Here is a 22,512-nt window from a genome sequence, read left to right as displayed (position 1 = left end):
GAAAAACGGGAGCCGTCGCTGTAGGGCTTTCCCCGAAAGTCCTCCTTCGGTCGGTCGATCGCTCGGGGCTGGATTCGCCCGGATCCAGAAATCGATCTCGAGGGGCCTATTCGGCCGTCGCGTCGCTCGCGTCGGTGTCCGCCGATTCGTCCGTAGTCTCGTCCGTAGCGGCGTCACTCTCCTCGGCCTCGAGTTCGGCCTCGTCGATGGCCGCGTCGGCGAGGATCTGTTCGCCGTCGATATCGTGTTCTTCGGCGATGGCCAGCAGGAGCGCGCGTTGTTCAGTCAACTGGTGGTCCATTCGGTTGACCGTGTCGTGGGTGTCGTCCATCTCCTCTTCCAGCGAGATGATTCGTTTCTGGAGCTGCTGTACCTGCTTGTACATCGCCTCGGCGCGATCCGAGAGGCTCTGAATCTTCTTTGCAGTGCTGCCAAGTCCCATAGCTAATCGAGGTGTCGGGAAGCTAATGGGCCTTTTCCTCCGCCGCACGCGTTCGAAGGTATCGGTCGCCGGCCCCATCCATGATAGCACACAACACGAATCGACACATTTTTTACGAACCGCGAACAATCTACTGGTGAACACGAGGTGAACAGCCATGGTGCTCCGACCGACGCCAAGCACCTGGACGCAGAGCCTCGACATGCCGTCACAGCTGTTCGGTGACCAGGGGAACAGCGACTACGAACTGTACGAGGAGGACGACGAGTTCGTCCTGACGATCGACATGCCGGGCTTCGAGACCGACGAGATCGGGCTCTCGTGGGACGACGGCGTGCTCAACGTCGCTGCCGAGCACGTCGACGACGAGCGCGGCCGCAAGAAGACCTACCACCGGCGGTTCCGCTTCCCCAAGACCATCGACTAGGACGCCATCACCGCCGAGTACACCAACGGCGTCCTCGAGGTCGAACTGCCGGTGGCCGACGCCGTCACCCGCGGGAAGGAGATCCCCCTCGAAGGGTGAGCGCGGTCCCGCCTGCGGACACCACCCGTGCTCGAATTCCATCCCCGTCGGTGAACCGACACCCGGCATCGACCGGCGAACCGATCGCTGCCGACGCGTGTCCGTCTTAGATCGCGTCGGCCGAGTCGTTCGCTGATCGCGACCGTCGTTTTCCGCACGCGTCGGCGCCGTCCCGACGTTCGAGTTCGAACGCAGGACCATGCGACTCCACGTACGACCGCTCAAACGGAAGGACGCAGGCAGCGGTCTCGCCGCGATCGATCGCGACGCGCTCGAGGAGGTCTCGCCCGAATCGACCGCCGAGTTCGAGGGCGGACCCAGCGCCAGCGAGTTCGGCGGCGTCCTCGAGGGCGGCGAGAGCGAAACGGAAGCCGAGTAACGGCCCTCGGTATCCGGCTTCCACCTCCTTTTCCTCGAGTCCGCGTGGCTCGACGACTGGGACGACACCGGCGACGCGCTCGGCACTGATGACGGCGTCCGCCGGATCTACGCCCCGGACGTCGACGCCGGAACGGTCGCTCGGCGGCTGTCCGAACGCCCACCGGATGTACACGCCGTTCATCGATCCGACGTGATCAGTCCCCGCGGTCGCGCCTCGAGGCCGGGATCGACCGCTAGTCGTCTCGAGGTGCTAACTGGCCGGCGCTGCCGACCGCGACACCCTCGAGGGAGGCTGTCGGACGCTCGGGGATGGTTTAGAGCCGACCGCCGTTGCTAACGGAACCATCGCATATATATTCTCTCGATATACATACGGAAACATGAATTTCATGAGGAGAATAAGGTGCGGCGATCGCGGGCGCCGCGACCTGCTCTCGGCCGCGGGGATAGCGCTGACGACCGGACTGGCTGGCTGTCTCGGCGCGCTCGAGGAGGACGATGACGAAAACGAGAACGGGAACGGCAGGGACGGCGACTCCGAACCCGACGGGGACTCGACCGAGGCGGCCGAACTGCGGGAGACGCTGGCCGCAGCCGATCCGTACCGGATGCATCAGTACGGGCCGGGCCACGTCGGAAACGCCGGCGACGATGGACCGACCGCCGACGTCGACGCCGTCTGGACGTTCCGCAAGGGTGACGACGACGAGTACTACGAGATCGGAACGCCGGCGGTGGTCGACGGAACGGTCTACGTCCCCGAGACTCACTCCGTCGGCGACGACGGTGCGGAGACGGTCGTCTACGCGGTAGACGGCGCGACCGGCGAGGTCGAGTGGGAGTGGCCCTATCCCCGCGGTACCACGTTCGGATCGACCGTCGTCGCCGAGGGAGCGGTCGTCCTCGGTCTCGGCGGATCGGTCGTCGCGCTCGAGGCCGACGCGGGAACCGAACGCTGGCGACTCGAGCGGGACTTTTCCGACTCGGTCACGGTCGCCGACGGGACGGTCTACGCGATCAACACCACGTACGCCGATCCGCCGACGCTGGTTGCGATCGATCTCGAGACGGGCCGCGAGCGCTGGACCGTCCCCCTCGCTGATGGCGCGGTGTTCTGGCCGACACCGCCGGCAGTCGTCGACGAGACCGTCTATCAGGGCGGCGTAGAACTCACCGCGCTATCGGCTGCGGACGGCGAACAGCTGTGGTCGAAGGACTTCGGGAACGCGGTCACCGGACCGCCGACCGTCACCGACGACGCCTGCTACGTTCCGCTCGGCGACGGTACCGTCGCGGCGCTCGATCGCGACGGAACGAAGCGGTGGCGCCAGCCGGTCGAGTACGGTGGTCGGGGGTCCGGGATGGAGTTCGTGACGTCGCCGGCGGTCGCCGACGGATCGCTGTACGTCACGAACGCGTTTCAGCTGACGGCGCTGGACGCCGAGACCGGCTCGGCGCACTGGACGACTGAAACGGGCGGCGACCGCTCGCCGGTCGTCGCCGACGGCGCCGTCTACACGAGCGGGCTGAACGCGGTCGAGGCCTACGACAGAACCGACGGCAGCCCGCTGTGGCGCTACCGGACCGATGCCACGAGTTCCAGCGGCGAGAAGCTCGCACCCGTCGTCGGCGGAACGGTCTTCTTCCCGAGCGGGGGACTGCACGCGCTCCGCGGAGCGGACGCGACATCGGACTGATCGGGCGTCGAGTCACGCATCGAACTGATTATCGCAACCGATCCCGGTGCCGTCGGGCGATCGGAGAGACGAAAGGTCCTTAAGTTCCCTTCCCCTATGAAGAGATGGATAGGTCGGGCAGTTAGGCCCTGCTCGTTACCCGCGATATGGCCTTTAGCGGGGACCAAACACCGCGGGCGTCCGGTCAGACCGGCCGGGGCCCCGGGAGCCAACGCAGAAGCCTCGTCCGTCGGGGACAGCGGTCCGCGATGGCCGTCCGCAGGGACGCCCCATCGCGGTTAGTCGGCGACAGCCCATCAGGCGCGGAAGCGAGCAGTGGACCGCCGGACACCTGTCGCTCGACGGGTCGCGGGGTGGAGGAGGCAACCGGGATTCCCCCGGCCGGAACGCCGGGCAATCGCGGCTTCCACACTCATATTCCATACAGTACCTTTCACCAGCGATAGCGCCGCCCATCACGGCTCAAGCGGCGTTTTTCAGACACGTAAACACGAAGTCAAACCCGTAACGTGAGCCGCGATTCCGAGAGAATGGGCGGCGCATACGCACACCGCTCGATTGCGATCGGTTCCGTACTATTGCGCCGATTACGCGGCGCTGGCCGTCTCGAGGAACGTCTCGCTCGCGCTGTTGAACGCGTTCGGGCGATCGAGGTTGACGAGGTGGCCCGAGTCGGACAGTTCCAGCCGTTCGGCGCCGCCGACCTCCGAGACGAGTTGTCGGCCCTGTCGTTTGACCAGCGGCGCCTCCTGCTCGCCGTGGACGACCAGTGTCGGCGTCTCGACGTGCGAGAGGTTCGACGGCTCGTAGCGGTAGAGCGCGTCGAACACCTTGCGGAACTCGTCGCGACCGATCTCGTCGACGGCGTCGATCGCTTGCGACTGAATCTCCGGGTTCACGGAGAGCCAGCGCTCACCAGTGGTCGCTCGAATGGATCCCAGCATCGACCGGAACGTCGTCTTCGACCCCGTCAGCGACAGCGACGTCGTGAGCGCGGGCAGCGGCGACATGAAGGGCTTCAGCTCCGCGGGCATGTTCAGCGGCGGCATCGAGCGCACCGCGCCGCCGAGGATCGCTCCCGCCGCGCGGTCGGGGTGGCGGTCCATGAACTCCTGGACGACCATCGACCCGAGCGAGAGGCCACAGAGGATCGGCGCCTCGAGGTCGAGATGCGAGAGTAAGGCCTCGAGGTCGTCGGTGAAGAGTTCGACCGAATACTGGTCCGCCTCGGTCGCCCCCGTCTGGCCGTGGCCGCGGACGTCGAAGGTAACGACCTCGTAGTCGTCGTCGAAGCGGTCAACCTGGGGCTGCCAGGACTGCCCGTTCATCCAGCCGCCGTGGATGAACACCAGCGGCTGTCCGTCGCCGCGCGTCTCGTACCAGAGCGTGCCGTCCTCGAGGGAGAGTTCTGCCATCGAGAATACTGTAGGCTCCCGCACAGATAGGTCGACGGGTTGCACTGTGACCCATGAGAAAGCAAGTGACAGCCGCTCAGTCCTGCCGCTCCGCGTCGAACGCGGCGTTGTCGTCGGCCCCGAGCCAGCGGTCCCAGAAGCTCTCGAACTCGGACTCGTCCTCGGTGATCCGATCCCAGTGGGCCAGGCCGCGCTCCTCGCGGCTGCCAGGGATCGTGTTGTCGAGCACCAGCGCCGCGAGGCCGCCGACGGCCATCCCGGTCGAGCCGATGATAAATATCGTGTCGACGACGGCCTGCGCCGCGGCCTCGAGCCACCCCGGCTGGCCCGCGAGCGCGCTCTCGAGAGCGATCGCCTCGCGGAACGCGATCGTGCTCTCGAAGTTCCCCATGTAGGCCGGAATCGCCAGCCCGACGAACAGCGCGAAGCCGATGACGAAGGTGTTCCTCGAGGAGTCTAGGTCGACGTGGCGGAGGTTCGAGACACCGACGGCGACGATCTGGGCGAACATGGCGATAAAGAGGCCGCCGACGATCGGATCCGGAATGGTCGCGACCAGTTGCCCGAAGTAGCCGATGAAGCCGAAGAGCAGCATGACGACGGCGCCGAGCTGGACGACGTACCGCGAGGCGACGCCGGTCAGTCCGATCGCACCGATGTTCTCGGAGTAGGACGTCGAGCCTGCAGTGCCCATAATTCCGGAGAAGACGTTCATCAGCCCCTCCATCCCGATGCCGTGATTGATTCGCTTCTCGCTCGGTGCGGCGGAGCCGGTCAGATTAGCGACGGCGTAGTAGTCACCGATGCTCTCGACGATCGACGCCAGTACGCCCGCGAACATCCCGATAACGAACGCGGTCGTGATCTGGGGCGTCCCCCACTGGAACGGGTAGATCGGCAGAAGTGGCTGCGTGTCAGTGACGTCGCCGAGTGCGACGTAGCCGGGATGGGCGTCGGTGATGACGCCGCCCGCGGAGAGTGCCGCGGCGACAACCCACGCGATGATCAGTGCCAGAATGACCGGGTAGAGACGAAACGCTCGAGCTTTGACGTCGAGATACTGCGAGAACAGCAAGATCAGGCCGAGCGTCAGCCCCAGCAGCGGCCAGCTCTGCTCAGCACTAGTGATCTGGGGCGCGTCGAACAGCGCGAGGCCGATCAGTGCGATGGTCGGCGCGATGACCACCGGCGAGAGGAACCGGCGGAGCTTCCCCACGAGTCCCAGATAGCCCATCGCGACCTGCACCGTCGCGGCGACGATGATCGCGCCCTGTAACTGGAGCAGGGCGGCCTCCCAGCCACCCCCACCGACGCCACCGTTCGTGACGACGAAGACGATCGCCAGCGCCGGCGCGAGCATCGAGAACGGTGCCCCCTGCACGATCGGGTAGCGGTTCCCGAGGGTCGTCTGGGCCAGCGTCGCGATCCCCGAGACGACGAAGAAGGTGCCGATGAACCGCGCCGTTACGTCGGCTGGCATCTCCATCGCACCCGCCAGAATCAGCGGCACCGCGATGTTCGCCCCGACCATCGTCAGGTAGTGTTGGATCCCCAGAACGAACGATTCGCCCAGCGGCGGTTTGTCGTCGATACCGTACTCGATATCGTCGCTGACGGCGACGTCGGCTCCGTCGGCCCCATCGCTCCCGTCAGCTACGTGATCCCCCTGTTCGGTCATCTCGTCGGATAACGAGCGAGGGGGCTCATATCGATGTTGATCCTCCGTCGCCGATTCGGTCGTGGCGACGCGGAAGCGACTCGAGTCGTCTGCAGCGTCCCGGTGATCCGTTCGACCGAGCGCTCGAGAGCGTTCAGTAACGGCGTTTCGGGGCATCTACAGTCATCAGCGGTGTACGTTAGCCCGCTCTCGAGCGACTCCCGTTCGGAGACGGTGACTTACTGTCCCCCCGATGCGGCGTGGTCCGCCGCCGCTCGGACCGTCTCGGACGACAGCGCCTCGAGGGCGACCACTTCGCCCCCCGTTTCGGCGGCGACCAGCTCCGAGAGGCCGGCCCGAGAGTCGTCGCCGGCGTCGACGACGATCACGGTCGCGTCCTCGGCCGCGAGCCCTCGGGCCGCCCGTCGCGTCGCCTCGGTCGGACTGCCGTCGGCGACGTTCGCCCGGCCGTCGGTCACGCAGACGACGACCGAGGCGTCCGTCTCCGCGCGCTCGAGGACTCGCCGCGAGGTCTCGAGGCCCGCGGGAAGGGGCGTCCGATCGCCCGAGGGGAGTTCCTTGAGGTGGCGCGCGGCCAGCGAGACGCTGTCGGTCGGCGGCAGGAGGACGTCGGCGTCTTCGCCGGCGAAGGCGACGAACGCGACCCGATCGCGGTGCTCGTAGCTGTCCCGCAGCAGATCAAGGACGACGCCCTTCGCGGTGCGCATCGCGGGGCGCATCGAGGCGCTGGCGTCGACCGCGAAGACGATCGTCGCCGACGTGTCGCCGGTGCGGACCGACTGACGCAAGTCCCGCTTCTGTACCCGGGAGTCGCCGCGGGTCGCGGCGGAGCGAACCGACGCCGCCGCGTCGATAGGGCCGTCCCCCGACGCGGGTTCGGTCCGAACTCGAGCACCGCGGTTGTCCGTGCTTGGGGCCGTGCTCGCTCGCGAACCGCTCGCCGTCGCCGCGTCCGCGCTCTCGGCGTCGGGCGTCTCGAGGTCCGGCGACGTGGCCTCGCCCACCGCGGCGACGTCGGCGCGCTGCTGGCCGGGGACGAGCGGCTGGGCGTTCTCGTCTCCCTCGTCGCCGCTTTCGCCGTCTCCGTCGCTCCCGTCACCGTCGTTCGAATCGGATTCGCTCGAGTCGCCGGTCTCGTCGCTCCCGTTGCCGGCTTCGGCGGGCGACGGCTCACCGCCGGTCGGGTCGTCGCCCTCGTCGGGTCGACGCTCGGGACTCGAGTCGTCGGTCTCGGAATCGGCGTCGCCGTCGTTCCCGTCGGATTCGCCGTCGTCACCGTCACCGTCGCTGCGCTCGCCGCCGGGTTCGGTTCCCGTCTCACCGTCGTCGCTCTCGGTCTCGGACTCGTCTCCGTCGCCTCCGTCCGCGGACTCGTCGCCGTCCGCATCGTCCTCGCTTTCGCTCTCGTCCGTCGACTCCTCGTCGAAGCGGTCCTCGAGCAGGTCCTCGACGTCGGGTTCGTCTTCGAACGGCGTGCTCCGGAGGCGGTGGGGAAGCGTGTAGCTGGCGGCCTCGTGAACGTCGGACTCGATGACCGTCGTTCGGCCCTCGAGCGCGGCAATGGTCATCGCCGTCCGAGCGGTCGCCACGTCGCCGCGGTGGCCGTCGACGCCGGCCTCGAGACAGAGGTCGGCGATCTCCGCCTTGAAATCGTCCGGGAGCGTGACTTCGGCAAGGCGGTCGCGGGCCGCCGCGAGTTCCTCGCGCAGGGTCGCCGTCTCGTCGGCGTACTCGGTCCAGGGTTCCGGCCCGTCAGATCCGCCAGCGCCACTGGCGTCCGTCTCGAGCGCCCGATCGATGATCTCGACGCGCTGGTCGATCTCACGACAGCCCTCGACGGTGGCTTGCAGGGCGAAGCGGTCCCGCAGTTGGGGGCGGAGGTCGCCCTCCTCGGGGTTCATCGTCCCGACGAGGGTGAACTCGGCGGGGTGAGAGACGCTGACTCCGTCACGCTCGACCGTATTGACCCCGCTGGCGGCCGCGTCGAGAATGACGTCCACGAGGTGGTCGTCCAGCAGGTTGACCTCGTCGACGTAGAGGATGCCCCGATGAGCGCGGGCGAGCAGTCCGGGATCGAAGTCGGCCGCGCCGGCCAGCGCGTCCTCGACCGAGAGGGTCCCGACGACGCGGTCTCGAGTCGCACCCAGCGGAAGCGTCACGAGCGGAACTGGCCGGGTTTCGACGGGCATCGCTTCCGGATCGCGTTCGCGGCAGTCGTCGCACTGCAGATTCGGCGCGTCGGGCGCACAGCCGTACGGACAGTCGGCCACGGCCCGCTGTTCGGGGAGGAGATCCACGAGCCCTCGCACCGCGGTCGACTTCGCGGTCCCCTTCTCGCCGACGATCAGGGCGCCGTCGAGGCCGTCGTTGGTGGCGACGGCGAGCAGCACCCGCTTCAACTCGTTCTGGCCGACGATGGCCGGAAAGGGGAGTGACGACAGCTTTTTGTCTCCGGACTCTGCAACCATAGTTGCGCTAATACAACAGAGGTTTAAAAACGCGATGACTACGATCGGGATCTACACCGCCACGGAGAACGAACTCGGCTCGATCGGCCGGGCCGCCCAGCGACTCGAGGATATCGACCTCGTCGTTCGCTCGGAAAGCGACCTCGAGGACGAGGCCGCCGTCGAGGAGTTCGTCGAGGAATTGCACGACGCCGCGGCGGCCATCTTCTGGCTGCACGGGGCCGAAGACAGCATGCCGGGCTACGACTACGCGACCGGCGACCTCGAGGAGGCGGGCGTGCCGCTGATCGTCAAGGCGACCGGCGACGCTTTCGCATTCGAGGATACGACCGTCTCGGAGGGCCATCGCGACCTCGTCTACGACTACCTGGAGAAGGGCGGGACGATCAACGTCGCCAACCTGTGCCGATTTCTGGTCGCGGAGTACGAGGGCCGCGATGTTGAGTACGACGAGCCCACCGAACTGCCGACGGAGGGGGTCTACCACCCCGACCACCCGGGGATCGGGTACGAGGAACTGCTCGAGACCCACGACCCCGGGAAGCCGACGGTCGCGATCTGGTTCTACGAGTCCCACTGGACCCACGAGAACACCCGCTACGTCGACGCGCAGGTCCGGGCGCTCGAGGAGCAGGGCGCGAACGCCCTGCCGATCTTCTGTAACCCGGCCACTGATACGGAGGAGCAGGAGGACGCCGAGTGGGTGACGGACAACTGGCTGCTGGACGATGCGGGACAACCAGTCGTGGACGCCGTGCTCTCCTCGTTCATGTTCTCCCTCTCGATGGACGAGCGTGGCCGCAGCGCCAGCGACGAGGGCCAGAGCGCCGAAGACGTCTTCCTCGACCGCCTCGGCGTCCCGGTCCTCCAGACGGTCACCACGATGCGCTCCCGATCCCGGTACGAGTCCAGCGACACGGGCGTGATGGGCTTCGAACTCGCCCTCTCCGTGGCGCTGCCGGAGTTCGACGGCAACGTCATCACCCACCCGATTTCGGGGAAGGAACGCACCGACGACGAGGCCGGCATCGGGTCGGCGCCGAAACACCACTTCCCCATCGAGGACCGGGTCGACCACGCCACGCGGCTGGCGGTCAACTGGGCCGAACTCCGACACACGCCGAACGAGGACAAACAGGTCGCCGTCGTCCTGCACAACTACCCGCCGAGCGACGACGGCATCGGCACCGCGTTCGGTCTCGATTCGCCCGAGTCGACGGTGAACCTGCTCGAGGAACTCGAGGCTCGCGGGTACGATCTGGGCGACGAGCTGCCCGAGGACGGCCAGACGCTGGTCGAGAAGCTGACCGCACAGCTAACCCTCGAGGACCGCTGGGTCGCCCCCGAAGACGTTCGCGACCTCTCCGTCGACGTGGTCTCGCCAGACACCTACGAAGAGTGGTTCGCCGACGCCGACGAGCGCTTTCAGGAGAACATCATCGACGAGTGGGGCGAGGTTCCGGACCGTCCGTTCGCGATTCCGGGCGTCGAGTTCGGTAACGTCCTCGTCACTGTCCAGCCCCCGCGCGGCTTCGGAATGGATCCCTCGAAGGTCTACCACGACTCGGACCTGCAGCCGCCACACGACTACTACGCGTTCTACGGCTGGCTGCGCAACGCGTTCGGAGCCGACGGGGTCGTTCATCTGGGAACCCACGGCAGCCTCGAGTGGCTCCCCGGCAAGACGGTCGGCCTGAACGGCGCGAGCGCACCCGATCAGTTGATCGACGACATCCCGAACGTCTACCCCTACATCGTGAACAACCCCGGCGAGGGAACCCAGGCCAAACGGCGCTCCTACGCCGCCATCGTCGACTACCTGACCCCGGTCATGCGGTCGGCCGGGACGTACGACGAACTCTCGGAACTCGAGGAACTCGCGAACCAGTACCGCGAAGCGGGGATGGAAGACGCCCGCGCCGACGACGGCGACCACCTCGAGACGCTCATCCGCGAGACGGTCGAAGAACTCGATCTCGCGGTCGAGTTGGGAATCGAGGGCACCATCGACGAGAAAGCCGACGTTCGCGGCCCCGACGAAGCGGGCTCGAGTCTCGCCGAGGGTGAAGTCACGGGAGACGAAGTCGACGTCGACGAACTCGTCGAACGCGTCCACGAGTACCTGACTGACGTCAAGACGACCCAGATCCGGCTGGGGCTACACACGATGTCCGAGCCGCCGGCCGACGAGCGCCTCGTGGAGTACCTCGTGGCGCTGACCCGACTCGAGAACCCCGGCGCGCCGAGCCTGCGCGAGAGCGTGGCCGGTGCGCTCGGCGTGGACTACGAGAAGATGCTCGAGTCGCCCGGAGAGTACGGCGAGGCCCTCGGCATGACCTACGCCGAGGCCGCCGACGCGGTCCACGAGACGAGCGTCGATCTGATCGAGACGCTCGCGGAACACGACTTCGACGTGCCGGAATCGGAGCGCGAAGCCGGTCCTGAGGACGAAGTGAACATGAATCTCCTCGTCGTCGACCTCGAGACGATCGGCGACGCGCGGGCCAAATCGCGCGCCCACGACGACCTCCGCGAAGTCCTCGCGTACATCTGCGAGGAGGCCCAGCCCCGCGTCCAGGGCGCCGAGGACGAGATCCCCAGAACCGCGGACGCCCTTTCGGGCGAGTACGTACCCCCCGGCGGATCGGGCGCGCCGACCCGCGGCGGCGTCGACCTGCTGCCGACCGCGCGGAACTTCTACACGCTCGACCCGCGGAAGGTACCCGCGAAGGCCGCGTGGCAGGTCGGGAGCGAAGTCGCGGAGGGCGTTCTCGAGCGCCATCATTCGGAGAACGGCGAGTACCCCGAAGAGATCGGCGTGGTCGCCTGGGGGACCCCCACCGTCCGCACCCGCGGCGAGACGATCGCCCAGGTGCTCGCGATGATGGGCGTCGAACCCAAGTGGACGGACGCCGGCCGGATCGACGACGTCGAGCCGATCCCGCTCGAGGAACTCGACCGACCCCGAATCGACGTCACCACGCGCGTCTCCGGGCTATTCCGCGACGCCTTCCCCGCCGCGGCGGGGGTCATCCACGACGCCGTCGACGCCGTCGTCGACCTTGACGAACCCCTCGAGATGAACTACGTGAAGAAACACGTCGAGGAAGAGCAGGCCGAACTCGAGGACGAGGAAGGGCTCGACGAATCCGACGCCCGCAAGGCCGCGAAACACCGCGTCTTCACCACCAAACCCGGCGGCTACGGCGCCGGGACGAACAAGGCCGTCGACGAGGGCAACTGGGACGACCGTTCGGACCTCGCCAGCGTCTACATCCAGTGGGGCGGCTACGCGATGGGCTCGCGCGGCCGAGTCTCCGACGCCCACGACGCCTTCGAACGCCGGCTCTCTTCAGTCGACGCGACGGTCAAGATCGAGGACACGATGGAGCAAGACGAGTTCGACTCCTCGGACTGGTACGCCTTCCACGGCGGGTTCATCTCCGCCGTGTCGGAGATTTCGGGCGAGGAGCCCGCCTCCTACGTCGGCGACTCCTCGGACCCCGACAACGTCGACGTCTACACGAACGAGGAGAAGGTCCGTAAGGCGATGCGCTCGCGCGTCTTGAATCCCGACTGGCTCGAGTCGATGGAGGAACACGGCTACAAGGGCGCAGGGGATCTCTCGACGACCGTCGACGTGACGCTGGGCTGGGACGCCACCACCGGCGTCGTCTCCGATACGCTCTGGGAGGAAGTCGCCGAGAAGTTCGCCTTCGACGACGCTCGCCAAGAATGGATGCGCGACGTCAACCCGTGGGCGCTCGAGTCCATCACGGACACGTTGCTCGAGGCGATCGAACGCGACCTCTGGGACGCCGACGACGAGACCGTCGACCGACTGCGCGACCTGAACCTCGAGGTCGAGGGCGACCTCGAGGCGCGCACGACCAACGACGCCGTGGGCGCCGAGGTGGCCCAGGATGACTGACCGGACGGTCGCAGCGACCGGCGAAGGTGTTCGGCCGTCGAACGATACGCGAGGCCCGGAGAGTGAGAGCCATGAGTGACAGCCAGGAGTTCGAGCAGGAGTACGCCGATCTGGGCGCGACGACACAGAACGCGATGGATATCGCTGAGACGAGCATGGACATCGTCCGGCAGTTCGTGCCGGACGAGACGCTGGCCGACCGAATCCGCCAGAAGTCGGTCCACTCGATGGGCGACATCGAGTTCCAGCACCTGATCGAGTTCACGGGCAGCGATGACCTCGGCGACGACGAGGACGCGCCCGTTCGCGCCGGCGCTCGAGCGGTCCTCGACGAGGCGACGATCGTCACGGACATCACGATGTCCAAGGCCGGGATCACCTCTCGGGGCCACAACTGCGAGAAGCGCAAGGCGATCGGTAACGGCGCCGAGCTCGCGAAGGAAACGGGGATGACCCGTACCGCGGCCTCGGTGCTCGAACTCGACAAGCAGGGCGTCTACGACGGCGCGATCGCGACGATCGGCAACGCGCCGACGGCCGCCTTCGCGCTGGCGGACTGCATCGAGAACGGCACCCGGCCCGCCGCCATCGTCGCGACGCCCGTCGGCTTCGTCAAGGCCGAGGAGAGCCGTCAGCGGATCCGCGAGGTCAGCGAGGAATACGACGTGCCCGCGATCACGAACGTCGGCCGCCGCGGCGGCAGCGGACTGGCCGCGGCGCTTACGAACGAACTGATCCACGTCGCGAAAGACGTGCGGACCGATGACCTCGAACTGGAACTGACGGCCGAGGCTCGAGCGGCACAAGCTGAATCCGAGGACAACGAGGACGCATGAGCGACGAGTACGACCTCGAGGCGGGGCCGGATCCGGCGACGTTCGCGGCGGCAGCGCCGGAGCCGAACATCGACGAGGAGACCGAGGACCCCGTCTACGCCGTCGGCGTCGGACCCGGCAATCAAGAGTATCTGACTCCGCGAGGCGAACGGGCGATCCGCGAGGCCGATGTCGTCGTCGGCTTTACCACCGTCGTGGAGTTCGTCGAGGACCTGACCGACGCCGACCTGCTGACCTGCGGGTACAAGGACGAGGCCGAGGCGCTCGAGGCGTTCGGCGAGCGCGTCGCGGCCGGCGAGTCGGGAACCGCCGTCGCGATGGGCGACCCCAACCACTCGGGCTACCAGTTCGTCGGAAAGGTGCAAGATGCGGTCGAACGGGAGGCGAGGAACCGCGACGTCGATCCGAGATCCGTTCGGATCGTCCCCGGTATCTCCTCGCTCCAGCTGGCCGCCAGCCGCGCCCGCACGCCGATGGAGGACACCGAGTTCGTCACGCTCCACAAGAGCGGCGGCCTCGAGGCCGATATGGAACGCCTCGCGGCCGCCGGGACGGTCGACGAGCGCCATCTGCTCGTGCTCCCCCGGCCCTACGACCGGATGCCTGGAGATATCGCCGCCTTCCTGCTCGAGGAGGGTGCTGATCCGAACCTCGAGGCGCTGGTCCTCGAGAAGCTGACTCACGAGGACGAAGAGATCCACCGGTTCACGCTGGCGGAGTTGTCCGAGCACGCCGGTGGAACCGGAACGGAAGACACGCCGTTCTCGGATCTCGTCGTGCTCGCCGTTCGGCAGCCGGTGCCGTAGTCGAACGACCGGACGGATCGGTCGAGGCTATCGCGGGCGACCCGTCGGTCGCCGTCTGCGGTCGGTCTCCGCCGTCCCGTCTTATTCCGGAACGTGGCCAGCGACGACGTACTGCTCGTAGTTCGGCTCTTCGCCCCAGAGCACCGACTCCATTAGCGGCTCGTACTCGACCCGCTCGAGCCCGTGTTCTTCGAGTACGTCGACCAACTCTTCGGGCGGCCGTCCGTCGTACAGCGGCAACTCGTCGTGGATCTCCTGATAGCCGTCGAACGCCTCGTCGAAGTCCCAGTGGCCTTCGATCAGGACGATCCGGCCGCCCGGACGGACGACTCGTTGCCACTCGCGAATCGCCGCCAACGGATTCGGCAGCGTCCAGACGAGGTGCCGGGCCGTCACCAGATCGTACGCGTTTTCGGGAGCCGAAATCGATTCCGCGTCCCCGTTTCGGAACTCGACCGACCGGTCGCGGTCGCGAGCTTTCGCTCGAGCGCGCTCGAGCATGTCCGTCGAGAGGTCGACTCCGGTGACGACGTGACCGAGTTCGGCCAGCAACAGCGAGATGACGCCCGTTCCACAGCCGACGTCGAGAGTTCGCCGAGGTGGGTCACCGTCACCGGTCCAGTCCCGGAGGATCGACAGCCACGCGTCGCGCTGCTCGTCGCTGTGGATGGCATGTTGGCTGTCTCCGTCGTACGACTCCGAACGGTCGTCCCAATACTGCTGGACGCGCTCTTTAACGGCCTCGTCGTCTCGAGTCGTCACGACTGGCCACCCCTGGTCCGGCCTGCGGATCGGTTCGAACCGATCCGACGATCTTCGAACGACATTGTTCCCTGCAATCATTCGCCGAACAAAATAACTGTTTCGAGAACCGGCATCGTGGTGAGACTCCGCGCGAGGCTACGGACGTCCCCGTCTCGATCGGCCGGCCGCGGACGGCACCCCTGCGCTGGAGCGGCCGATCGGATCGGCCTCACTCGTCCTGCTCGTACTCCCGCAGGACCGTCGAAACGGTGTTCTCGACCTCTTCGAGCGCGACGGCGTTGGTCTTTCGGAGGTCGTCGGCATCGCGGGCCTCGCTCAAGTGCTGCAGCGCTTCCCGAAGGTGGTGCTCGATCTCGGTGTCACTCCCGCTTTTCCCACTCATAGTTCGATCCGACGGTCGTAGCCGACTCGAGCGGTTAAGTTCGTCGGTGGTTCGAACCGGCCGCCACGTCACTCGAGGACGCCCCGAACCGCGGCCCGTCGCTCCGCGAACGCCACGTCGTCGAGCACGGGGAGCGAGGCCTCGGTATCGACGTCGACGTCGTCCTCGAGGTCGATCCACGCGCGACAGCCGCGGTAGCTGCCCCGCTCCTCGACGAGTCGCGGTGACACGAGCGCCGACACGCGAAGCAACAGCACGCGCAGGTCGTCCTCCGGGTCGTACTTGTCGCGCAGGCCGTCCGGCGTGTAGACGTAGTGGCGAGCCAGCGCCTCGAGGGCGTCACTCGAGACGCGGTATTCCTCGCGGACGTCGGCGACGGCGCGGATCGGCACGCCGGCGTCGGGTTTCGCGCTCGAGCGATGGTAGTAGTGCTCGTATCGCGACTGGTACCGCGCGGGGTCCTGATGGCTATAGGCCGGATAGAGCACGAATTCGTCGTCGATCGTGCCTGGATCGAGCGTCGGGTGGCGAACGAGCACGGTCTGCGTGCCGTCGAGCAGGGCGTTGACGACGCCGGCGCGCTCCTTCAGTGCCGGCACCGTCTCGGTAGCATTTCTCGCGTCGCTCATTGGTCTCGGTTCCTCGAACGCGGACCACTCCCAACTCGGTTTCGGTCGCCTCGGACTGCTTCTCGGGTATCGATTGCTGTGTACTGTACAGATCGCTACAGAACGGTTTGATCCCGAACTCGGTTTGCGGTGGCGCGCGCCGACGATCGGTCCGAACGACTGTGAGGGCCGATCGACGAAATCGTGCGAGGTCTTCGCGAGTTTCACGAGCGAAGTCGTTCGAGACGGCGAAGCCGTCTCATGATGCGAAAAATCGGAGATTTTTCAGCAGCTTGTCAGAGGTTGCTCTGACAGTGGATGAGCGAGTGAACGAAGTGAATGAGCGTTAGCGCGGAACCGACGGTTCCGCGAACCATGCGAGCGAGCCGTTGGCTCGCGAGCAGAAATCGGCTGGAGAGGGTGTGGCGATAACCTGTCGCCACGATAGCAGAACGCTCATTTTCACTCGAACCCTTCTCGAGGTTCCTCACTCAGTACTCGTCGAGCCGTTCGTACTCCCCACCGACGGATTCAAGTTCAGTTGTGCGAACGAAACCACAATGATGAACGGATTCGTCCTCGGCGGCGTCAGCTCCGGCGTCGGGAAGACGGTCGCGACGCTGTCGATCGTGCAGGCCCTCGAGGACGCCGGCTACGCGGTCCAGCCGGCCAAGGCGGGCCCGGACTTCATCGATCCGAGCCACCACGAGGCGATCGCGGGCCGGCCCTCCCGCACGCTCGATCTCTGGCTCTGCGGCGAGGATGGCCTGCGGCGAAACTACCAGCGAGGCGAGGGCGATATCTGCGTCGTCGAGGGCGTCATGGGCCTCTATGACGGCGACGGCTCGAGCACGGCGATGGTCGCCGAAGCGCTCGAGTTACCCGTCGTCCTCGTCGTCGACGCCAAGGCCGGCATGGAGAGCGTCGCCGCGACCGCGCTGGGCTTCAAGGAGTACGCCGACGCGATCGGCCGCGATATCGAGGTCGCCGGCGTCGTCGCCCAGCGGGCCCACGGTGGCCGTCACGAGCAGGGCATTCGCGACGCCCTCCCCGACGACCTCGAGTACTTCGGGCGGATCCCGCCGAACGACGACCTCGAGATTCCCAATCGGCACCTCGGCCTCGAGATGGGCGCGGAGGCCGCCCTCCCCAGAGACGCGTTGCGGGAGGCCGCGGAGTCGCTCGAGGCCGAACGGCTGGCCGCGGTCGCGACGGAGCCGCCCGCGCCGGAGCGGTCACTCGAGGACTCCCCTGAACCCATCGACGCCACGATCGCCGTCGCCAGCGACGCCGCCTTCTGCTTCCGGTATCCGGCGACGATCGAGCGGTTCCGCGAGCGCGCCGAACTGGTCACATTCTCACCGGTTGCGGGCGATTCCATCCCCGACTGCGACGGCGTCTACCTCCCCGGCGGCTACCCCGAACTCCACGCCGACGGCCTCGAGGCCAGCGACACGCTCGACGAACTCGGAGCGCTCGCGCGCGAGGGACTGCCGGTCCTCGGCGAGTGTGGCGGGCTGATGGCCATGAGTCAGTCGCTGACCACCGTGGAGGGCGACCGTCACGAGATGGCCGGGATCCTTCCGGCAGACGTCACCATGCACGACCGCTATCAGGCGCTCGATCACGTCGAGTGCGAGGCCCTCGAGGGGACGCTCACTGCCGGCGCCGGCGAGACGATTCGGGGCCACGAGTTCCACTACTCGAGCGCCGACGTCGACGGCGACGCTCGCTTCGCCTTCGAGACCGTGCGGGGCGACGGCATCGACGGGAATCACGACGGCCTGACCGAGTACGACTCGCTGGGGACGTACGTCCACGTCCACGCCGAGAGCGGCGCGTTCGATCGGTTCCTCGAGGAGAGCGGTCGCTGACCGCGGCGATCGCGTTCGACCGATTCGATAGTCTCGACCGACGCGCCGCTAATCGTGAGTTGATAGCTGACTCCGCTCCGATCACCTGTCATTTAATTATAAGGTGGTCGATAGGGAGTACATGGTAGAGCCAACGCCGGTCAGCGTCATTCTACCCACGACGGGGTGGAACGACGCCTGCGAAGAGATCGCCGCGCAACTGCGTCCGGGGGACGAACTCCTCGTGGTCTGTGACAGGGCGGTCGAGTCGGTCGCCGAGCGAATCGACGACCGCCCGGACGACGTCAGGCTGGTGGTCGCGGGCGAACCCGAGGGCTGTTCCGGGAAGGCGAACGCGATCGCGGCCGGAATGGACGCGGCCGAGTGTGATCGCCTCGTCTGGTCCGACGACGACTATCACCATCCGCCCGACTGGCTAGACGGACTGCGCCGCGACTACGAACGGTACGGACCGACCACGGAAGTCCCGGTCTTCGTCGGCCGGGATCCGCTCGCCCGACTCCTCGAGCCGACCCACGTTCTCAGCGGAACGCTCGCCGTCTCTCAAGGGGGCGTTCCCTGGGGCGGGTCGCTCGTCTTCGAACGCGACGACATCGACGAGGCGGCCTTCCTCTCGGACCTCCGGCGGACGGTGAGCGACGACGGCCTCCTCATGGAGTACGCCGATATCACGAGCGTCGGGCGGACGCGCCGCGTCGAGATCGGTGGCTCGGTCCGCGAGACGCTCGAGAACCAGGTCCGATTCACGAAGATCGTCCGTCACCACGAACCGACCGCTATCGTCGGCCAGTTCGTCCTCGGAACGGTACTCACCGCCGGCTGCGTGCTGTTTCCGCTCCCCGCGCTGGTGCTACTGACGGCCGCGATGGCCGGCGTTTACGCCGCGTTCGGCGTTCGTCGATGGACGTTCCTCGCGGCGTATCCGGTCGCGCTGGCGGCGATTCCGCTGCTCGCGTACGGCCTCGTCCGACGGACGTTCGTCTGGGGCGGGCGGCGTTACCGGTGGCACAGCAAGTTCGACGTCTCGGTCGAGGCGGAGTGAGTCGGAGACGTCGAGACGACTCGAGTCCGTCCGTTCGGATTGGAATGGAATCGTGGAGTGGTAGTCACAGCTACTGATATATAGTCAAATAGTTAACACGAATGCGGGCGTAGCATCGATCGTATGTCCGAAACCGTCCACCGACTCGAGCCGCTGGAGCGAAGACCGCTGACCGACCGCACCTGCCTCGTCACCGGATCGTCCCGCGGGATCGGCCGCGACATCGCGTTCGAACTCGCCCGCGCCGGCGCCGACGTTGCCGTCAACTATCGCTCGGCCGAGGACCGCGCCCTCGAGGTCACGAGCACGATCGAAGAGAACGGCGAGACGGCCGTCCCGGTACAAGCCGACATCTCCGACCCGACGCAGGTCGAGCGAATGGCCGTGGAGGTACGCGAGGAGCTCGGCGAGATCGACGTCCTCGTCAACAACGCGGGGATCACGATCGATCGGAAGTTCGAGGACATGACCTACGAGGACTGGCGGCAGGTCATCGACGTCAACTTAACCGGGACGTTCAACTGCACGAAGGCGTTCTACGAGGACATCAAGGCGTCCAACCACGGTCGGCTCATCAACATCTCGAGCGTCGTCGGCCAGCAGGGCAACTACGGGCAGGCCAACTACGCGACCTCGAAGGGCGGCCTGTTCGCCTTCACTCGGACGCTCGCCCTCGAGTTGGCCAGCCACGGCTCGACGGCCAACTGCGTCGCTCCCGGCTTCACCAGGACGGACATGCTCGAGAAGGTCCCCGAGCGCGTCCAGGAGAAGATCCGCGAGGACATCCCGCTGGGACGGTTCGCCACGACCGAGGACATCGTCGGCATGATTCGGTTCCTCACCAGCGACTACGCGGAGTACATGACTGGCCAAGTCATCGGGATCAACGGCGGAATGGAGTGGTAGCGCGGTACCCCATCGATTTTCGATTCGAACCCGCGACGGCGCGTCTTCGCCCGGTTTCACGCGTGCTCGAGTCGGCGGTCTCGCGCCGTTAGACAACCTCTCTTGGACTACTCCAAGCGCAGGTGAGCAAGCGAACTTGCCTTATACCAAACAAAATTGTTTTAGGGGCGGCTGCTGTTGCCACGGGTGATGCCACCCATCGCGCTTCCACACGACGCGAAGGCCGGACCGACGAAGTCCGAGGTCCGCGCCGTCGTCGCCTCGAAGCTCGCGCTCGAGGCGGACGACCACTTCGCGGAGGTCGGCTCCTGTACGGGGGCCGTCACCATCGAAGCCGCACAGCGGGCCGGACGCGTGACCGCCGTCGAGCGGAAGGCCGACCGGCTCGAGACGACCGAGAAGAACCTCGCCGCGAACGCGGAGTCGGTCCGCGCCGACGTCGAGCTGCGCAACGCGGAAGCGCCCGAGGGGCTGCCCGACGACGCCGACGCGCTCTTCCTGGGCGGGAGCCGGAACTTCGAGGCCGTCCTCGACCACGCCGTCGAGACCGGTGTCGACCGCATCGTGATGAACGTCTCGCGACTCGAGGTCGCCGGAGAGGCGACTGCGGCCTTCCGCGACCGGGATATTCTCGAGGAGGTCGTCCAGTTCCAGGTGAGTCACGGCTACGAACTCGCCGGCGCGACGAGTTTCAACTCGGACAACCCGGTGTACATGCTGGTCGGGAGCGCGACGCCGGACTCGAGCGAGGACGGAGACGACGGGAAGAAGGTCGCTGCGGACGGTGGTGAGCCGAGTGAAACGAGGCGATCCTCGTCGGAGCGTCGCTCCGACGTAGGTCGAATCGCCCGCGGCGATTTGAAAAGCGGGGGGAACCGCCAATGACGCTCTACGGCGTCGGACTCGGTCCCGGCGAGGCCGACCTCGTAACCGTCCGCGGGAAGGCTGTTCTCGAGGAGTGCGACGTCGTCTACTCGCCGGGCCGCTTGTCTCGAACCGTTGCCCTCGAGCACGTCGACGAGTCGAAGATCGGGGATTTGGACTTCCCGATGACGAAAGACGAGGAGAAACTGCGGGCCGCATGGAAGGAGGCTGCAGCGGAGATCGCGCCCAACGCCCGTGACGGCGACGTCGCCTTCGTGACACTGGGCGATCCGAACGTCTACTCGACGTTCGGCCACCTGCGCCGGACGATCGACGCCTTTCATCCGGATGTGGACCTCGAGATCGTCCCCGGCGTCAGCGCCGTGACCGCGTTCGCGACCGCGATGGGCGTCGAGATCGAGGCCGGCGCCGGGCTCTCGCTGCGCGAGGCCGCGTCCGGCGCGAGCCCGACGGGCCCGGATCGGATGATCCTGTTCAAGGTCACCGACGCGCCGGCGACCCACGAGGGACTCCTCGAGGCCGGCTACGACGTGACCTACGGCCGCCGGCTGTTCATGGAGCAGGGCGAGACGCTGGTGACGGACGACCCCGAGGAGATCGACGAGCGCGACTACTACACCCTCGCCTACGCCGAAAAGGAAGACCTCGAGGTCGAGCAGGCGACGGCAGCGTTCCTCGAGGACGGGGACGAAAGCGATGGAACGGACGCCAGCGAGGGCGACGACGACTCTGCGACGAGCGGCGAACCCGTCGCGGACGGCGGGGAAGTAGTCGCCCTCGAGCACGCCGAGGGCTGTGAGGGCGGCGACTGTGGAGGCCACCGATGACTGAGGACACGCAGAACGACCCGCAGGACGCGATCGACTCTCAGGGCGAACGCCGCCGTGAGGAACTCGACGACCGGATCTTCGAGCACAGCGCCGGCGACGAACAGGAAGGGATCCCCTTCGTTGGGGCCGGCCCCGGCAACCCGCGACTGCTGACCGTCGCGGGCAAGGAACTGCTCGAGGACGCCGACCTCGTGGTCCACGCGGGCTCGCTTGTCAACAGCGAACTCCTCGACGAGTACTGCGGCCACGCGGAGTTGGTGAATTCGGTCGGCAAGGACCTCGAGGAACTGATCCCGCTGATGCGGGACGCCTACGAGTACGGCGACAACGTGGTCCGGCTCCACAGCGGCGACCCCGCCATCTACGGCGCGGCGCTCGAACAGATGGACGCGCTGGAACACGAGGGCGTCCCGACCTACTTCGTGCCGGGCGTCACGTCGGCCTTCGCCGCGAGCGCGACGCTGCGGACGCAGTTGACGTTGAACGAAGTGTCGAACCACGTCGCCTTCACCCGGCCCCAGGGGAAGACCCTGAGCCCGGAGGAGGACCACATCACCGATTTCGTGGAGATGGGCGACGTGACGACCTGTATCTACCTCGGAACCCACGCGGTTCGGGACACGATGGATCGGCTGCTCGAGGACGATCACGATCCCGAGACGCCGGTCGCGGTGATCTACCACGCCTCGTGGCCGGACGAGGACGTGATCATCGGCACGGTCGACGATATCGCCGACAAGGTCGAGGAGGCCGGCTATCGGGCTTCAGCGATGGTCGTCATCGGCGACGCCGTGACCGGCGCGGGCTACGAGCGCTCGTTCCTCTACGGCGACTGGGCCAATCGAGGCTCGTCTTCGGAGAGTGCGAGCGAGTCGGAGGCGAGCGATGACTGAGGCCCAGTGGAGGGACCGCAAACGCGGCGAAAGCCCCCAGCCCGCTCGAGTCGGAGGACTCGCTGTGCTCCTCGGTCGGTCGCAGCGCTCCCTCCCTGCGGTGCTTACGTCGTCCGCCTTCCTCGAGCGGGCTGGCCCCTTTCAGTC

General features: G+C 66.9%; 18 protein-coding genes, 1 other RNA gene and 1 pseudogene. 13 read left to right on the top strand and 7 right to left on the bottom strand.

Annotated features, from left to right (window positions below; translation table 11 throughout):
* Positions 1 to 106: 106 nt before the first annotated feature.
* The gene (locus HTUR_RS05005) at positions 107 to 442 is read right to left on the bottom strand and encodes a DUF5798 family protein (protein WP_012942216.1); all 336 of its coding nucleotides are present in this window, start codon (positions 440 to 442) and stop codon (positions 107 to 109) included.
* Between the two features lie 157 nt (positions 443 to 599).
* Between HTUR_RS05005 and HTUR_RS05000 the strand changes: the two are divergent.
* From HTUR_RS05000 to ffs, 4 genes and pseudogenes are all read left to right on the top strand, one after another.
* Positions 600 to 968: pseudogene (locus tag HTUR_RS05000) on the top strand (Hsp20/alpha crystallin family protein).
* A 199-nt stretch (positions 969 to 1,167) separates the two neighbouring features.
* Positions 1,168 to 1,347 carry a hypothetical protein gene (locus HTUR_RS26645; RefSeq protein WP_012942215.1) on the top strand — a complete coding sequence of 60 codons (180 nt, stop codon included), beginning with the start codon at positions 1,168 to 1,170 and terminating at the stop codon, positions 1,345 to 1,347.
* Between the two features lie 391 nt (positions 1,348 to 1,738).
* Positions 1,739 to 3,046, top strand: a complete 1,308-nt coding sequence (locus tag HTUR_RS04990; protein ID WP_148225320.1) for an outer membrane protein assembly factor BamB family protein — start codon at positions 1,739 to 1,741, stop codon at positions 3,044 to 3,046.
* A 100-nt stretch (positions 3,047 to 3,146) separates the two neighbouring features.
* Positions 3,147 to 3,459: signal recognition particle sRNA (ffs, locus tag HTUR_RS25435), an RNA gene on the top strand.
* A gap of 174 nt (positions 3,460 to 3,633) precedes the next feature.
* Here ffs and HTUR_RS04985 read toward each other — a convergent pair.
* The 3 genes from HTUR_RS04985 to HTUR_RS04975 form a co-directional block, all read right to left on the bottom strand.
* Positions 3,634 to 4,461 (bottom strand): alpha/beta fold hydrolase, encoded by an 828-nt coding sequence (locus HTUR_RS04985; RefSeq protein ID WP_012942213.1) that lies wholly within the window; start codon positions 4,459 to 4,461, stop codon positions 3,634 to 3,636.
* Between the two features lie 76 nt (positions 4,462 to 4,537).
* Entirely contained in the window at positions 4,538 to 6,139 is a 1,602-nt protein-coding gene (locus HTUR_RS04980) for a uracil-xanthine permease family protein (RefSeq protein WP_012942212.1), read from the bottom strand.
* A 218-nt stretch (positions 6,140 to 6,357) separates the two neighbouring features.
* Positions 6,358 to 8,607, bottom strand: coding sequence for a VWA domain-containing protein (locus HTUR_RS04975; protein WP_012942211.1), 2,250 nt, complete (start codon positions 8,605 to 8,607; stop codon positions 6,358 to 6,360).
* 34 nt (positions 8,608 to 8,641) lie between these two features.
* Between HTUR_RS04975 and cobN the strand changes: the two genes are divergently transcribed.
* The 3 genes from cobN (at position 8,642) to HTUR_RS04960 (ending at position 14,180) form a co-directional block, all read left to right on the top strand.
* Positions 8,642 to 12,538 (top strand): cobaltochelatase subunit CobN, encoded by a 3,897-nt coding sequence (gene cobN / locus HTUR_RS04970; protein ID WP_012942210.1) that lies wholly within the window; start codon positions 8,642 to 8,644, stop codon positions 12,536 to 12,538.
* Between the two features lie 71 nt (positions 12,539 to 12,609).
* Positions 12,610 to 13,374: a precorrin-8X methylmutase gene (locus tag HTUR_RS04965; protein ID WP_012942209.1), complete on the top strand. Its 765-nt coding sequence runs from the start codon at positions 12,610 to 12,612 to the stop codon at positions 13,372 to 13,374.
* Positions 13,371 to 14,180, top strand: a complete 810-nt coding sequence (locus HTUR_RS04960; RefSeq protein ID WP_012942208.1) for a cobalt-precorrin-7 (C(5))-methyltransferase — start codon at positions 13,371 to 13,373, stop codon at positions 14,178 to 14,180. Before HTUR_RS04965 ends, HTUR_RS04960 begins: the two co-directional genes overlap by 4 nt.
* An 81-nt stretch (positions 14,181 to 14,261) precedes the next feature.
* On the opposite strand, the gene HTUR_RS04955 is transcribed toward HTUR_RS04960, so the two are convergent.
* The 3 genes from HTUR_RS04955 to HTUR_RS04950 all read right to left on the bottom strand — a co-directional run bounded on the left by HTUR_RS04955 (position 14,262) and on the right by HTUR_RS04950 (position 15,956).
* Entirely contained in the window at positions 14,262 to 14,942 is a 681-nt protein-coding gene (locus tag HTUR_RS04955) for a class I SAM-dependent methyltransferase (RefSeq protein ID WP_012942207.1), read from the bottom strand.
* Between the two features lie 211 nt (positions 14,943 to 15,153).
* The gene (locus HTUR_RS27240) at positions 15,154 to 15,327 is read right to left on the bottom strand and encodes a hypothetical protein (RefSeq protein ID WP_012942206.1); all 174 of its coding nucleotides are present in this window, start codon (positions 15,325 to 15,327) and stop codon (positions 15,154 to 15,156) included.
* Positions 15,328 to 15,395: 68 nt separating this feature from the next.
* Positions 15,396 to 15,956: a DUF1802 family protein gene (locus HTUR_RS04950; RefSeq protein ID WP_012942205.1), complete on the bottom strand. Its 561-nt coding sequence runs from the start codon at positions 15,954 to 15,956 to the stop codon at positions 15,396 to 15,398.
* A gap of 542 nt (positions 15,957 to 16,498) precedes the next feature.
* Here HTUR_RS04950 and HTUR_RS04945 point away from each other — a divergent pair.
* The 6 genes from HTUR_RS04945 (at position 16,499) to HTUR_RS04920 (ending at position 22,365) form a co-directional block, all read left to right on the top strand.
* Entirely contained in the window at positions 16,499 to 17,809 is a 1,311-nt protein-coding gene (locus HTUR_RS04945) for a cobyrinic acid a,c-diamide synthase (protein ID WP_049941833.1), read from the top strand.
* 121 nt (positions 17,810 to 17,930) lie between these two features.
* Positions 17,931 to 18,851 (top strand): glycosyltransferase, encoded by a 921-nt coding sequence (locus tag HTUR_RS04940; protein ID WP_012942203.1) that lies wholly within the window; start codon positions 17,931 to 17,933, stop codon positions 18,849 to 18,851.
* Positions 18,852 to 18,974: 123 nt separating this feature from the next.
* On the top strand, positions 18,975 to 19,757 hold the full coding sequence (locus HTUR_RS04935) for a 3-oxoacyl-ACP reductase family protein (protein WP_012942202.1): 783 nt from the start codon (positions 18,975 to 18,977) through the stop codon (positions 19,755 to 19,757).
* A 189-nt stretch (positions 19,758 to 19,946) separates the two neighbouring features.
* Entirely contained in the window at positions 19,947 to 20,642 is a 696-nt protein-coding gene (gene cbiT, locus HTUR_RS04930; RefSeq protein WP_012942201.1) for a precorrin-6Y C5,15-methyltransferase (decarboxylating) subunit CbiT, read from the top strand.
* A complete protein-coding gene (locus HTUR_RS04925) occupies positions 20,639 to 21,469 on the top strand; it encodes a cobalt-factor II C(20)-methyltransferase (protein ID WP_012942200.1) in 831 nt (276 codons plus the stop codon). Before cbiT ends, HTUR_RS04925 begins: the two co-directional genes overlap by 4 nt.
* Positions 21,466 to 22,365, top strand: coding sequence for a cobalt-precorrin-4/precorrin-4 C(11)-methyltransferase (locus tag HTUR_RS04920; protein WP_012942199.1), 900 nt, complete (start codon positions 21,466 to 21,468; stop codon positions 22,363 to 22,365). The genes HTUR_RS04925 and HTUR_RS04920 overlap by 4 nt, the downstream gene beginning before the upstream one ends.
* Positions 22,366 to 22,512: the final 147 nt, after the last annotated feature.

It is taken from the genome of Haloterrigena turkmenica DSM 5511 (assembly GCF_000025325.1).
GTDB classification, from domain to species: Archaea; Halobacteriota; Halobacteria; order Halobacteriales; family Natrialbaceae; genus Haloterrigena; species Haloterrigena turkmenica.
This window is presented reverse-complemented; position numbering and strand designations above follow the sequence as displayed.

Coding starts and splice junctions, on each gene's coding strand:
- HTUR_RS05005 (WP_012942216.1), bottom strand. CDS start 442: ATGGGACTTGGCAGCACTGCAAAGAAGATTCAGAGCCTCTCGGATCGC.
- HTUR_RS26645 (WP_012942215.1), top strand. CDS start 1,168: ATGCGACTCCACGTACGACCGCTCAAACGGAAGGACGCAGGCAGCGGT.
- HTUR_RS04990 (WP_148225320.1), top strand. CDS start 1,739: ATGAGGAGAATAAGGTGCGGCGATCGCGGGCGCCGCGACCTGCTCTCG.
- HTUR_RS04985 (WP_012942213.1), bottom strand. CDS start 4,461: ATGGCAGAACTCTCCCTCGAGGACGGCACGCTCTGGTACGAGACGCGC.
- HTUR_RS04980 (WP_012942212.1), bottom strand. CDS start 6,139: ATGACCGAACAGGGGGATCACGTAGCTGACGGGAGCGATGGGGCCGAC.
- HTUR_RS04975 (WP_012942211.1), bottom strand. CDS start 8,607: ATGGTTGCAGAGTCCGGAGACAAAAAGCTGTCGTCACTCCCCTTTCCG.
- cobN (WP_012942210.1), top strand. CDS start 8,642: ATGACTACGATCGGGATCTACACCGCCACGGAGAACGAACTCGGCTCG.
- HTUR_RS04965 (WP_012942209.1), top strand. CDS start 12,610: ATGAGTGACAGCCAGGAGTTCGAGCAGGAGTACGCCGATCTGGGCGCG.
- HTUR_RS04960 (WP_012942208.1), top strand. CDS start 13,371: ATGAGCGACGAGTACGACCTCGAGGCGGGGCCGGATCCGGCGACGTTC.
- HTUR_RS27240 (WP_012942206.1), bottom strand. CDS start 15,327: ATGAGTGGGAAAAGCGGGAGTGACACCGAGATCGAGCACCACCTTCGG.
- HTUR_RS04950 (WP_012942205.1), bottom strand. CDS start 15,956: ATGAGCGACGCGAGAAATGCTACCGAGACGGTGCCGGCACTGAAGGAG.
- HTUR_RS04945 (WP_049941833.1), top strand. CDS start 16,499: ATGAACGGATTCGTCCTCGGCGGCGTCAGCTCCGGCGTCGGGAAGACG.
- HTUR_RS04940 (WP_012942203.1), top strand. CDS start 17,931: ATGGTAGAGCCAACGCCGGTCAGCGTCATTCTACCCACGACGGGGTGG.
- HTUR_RS04935 (WP_012942202.1), top strand. CDS start 18,975: ATGTCCGAAACCGTCCACCGACTCGAGCCGCTGGAGCGAAGACCGCTG.
- cbiT (WP_012942201.1), top strand. CDS start 19,947: ATGCCACCCATCGCGCTTCCACACGACGCGAAGGCCGGACCGACGAAG.
- HTUR_RS04925 (WP_012942200.1), top strand. CDS start 20,639: ATGACGCTCTACGGCGTCGGACTCGGTCCCGGCGAGGCCGACCTCGTA.
- HTUR_RS04920 (WP_012942199.1), top strand. CDS start 21,466: ATGACTGAGGACACGCAGAACGACCCGCAGGACGCGATCGACTCTCAG.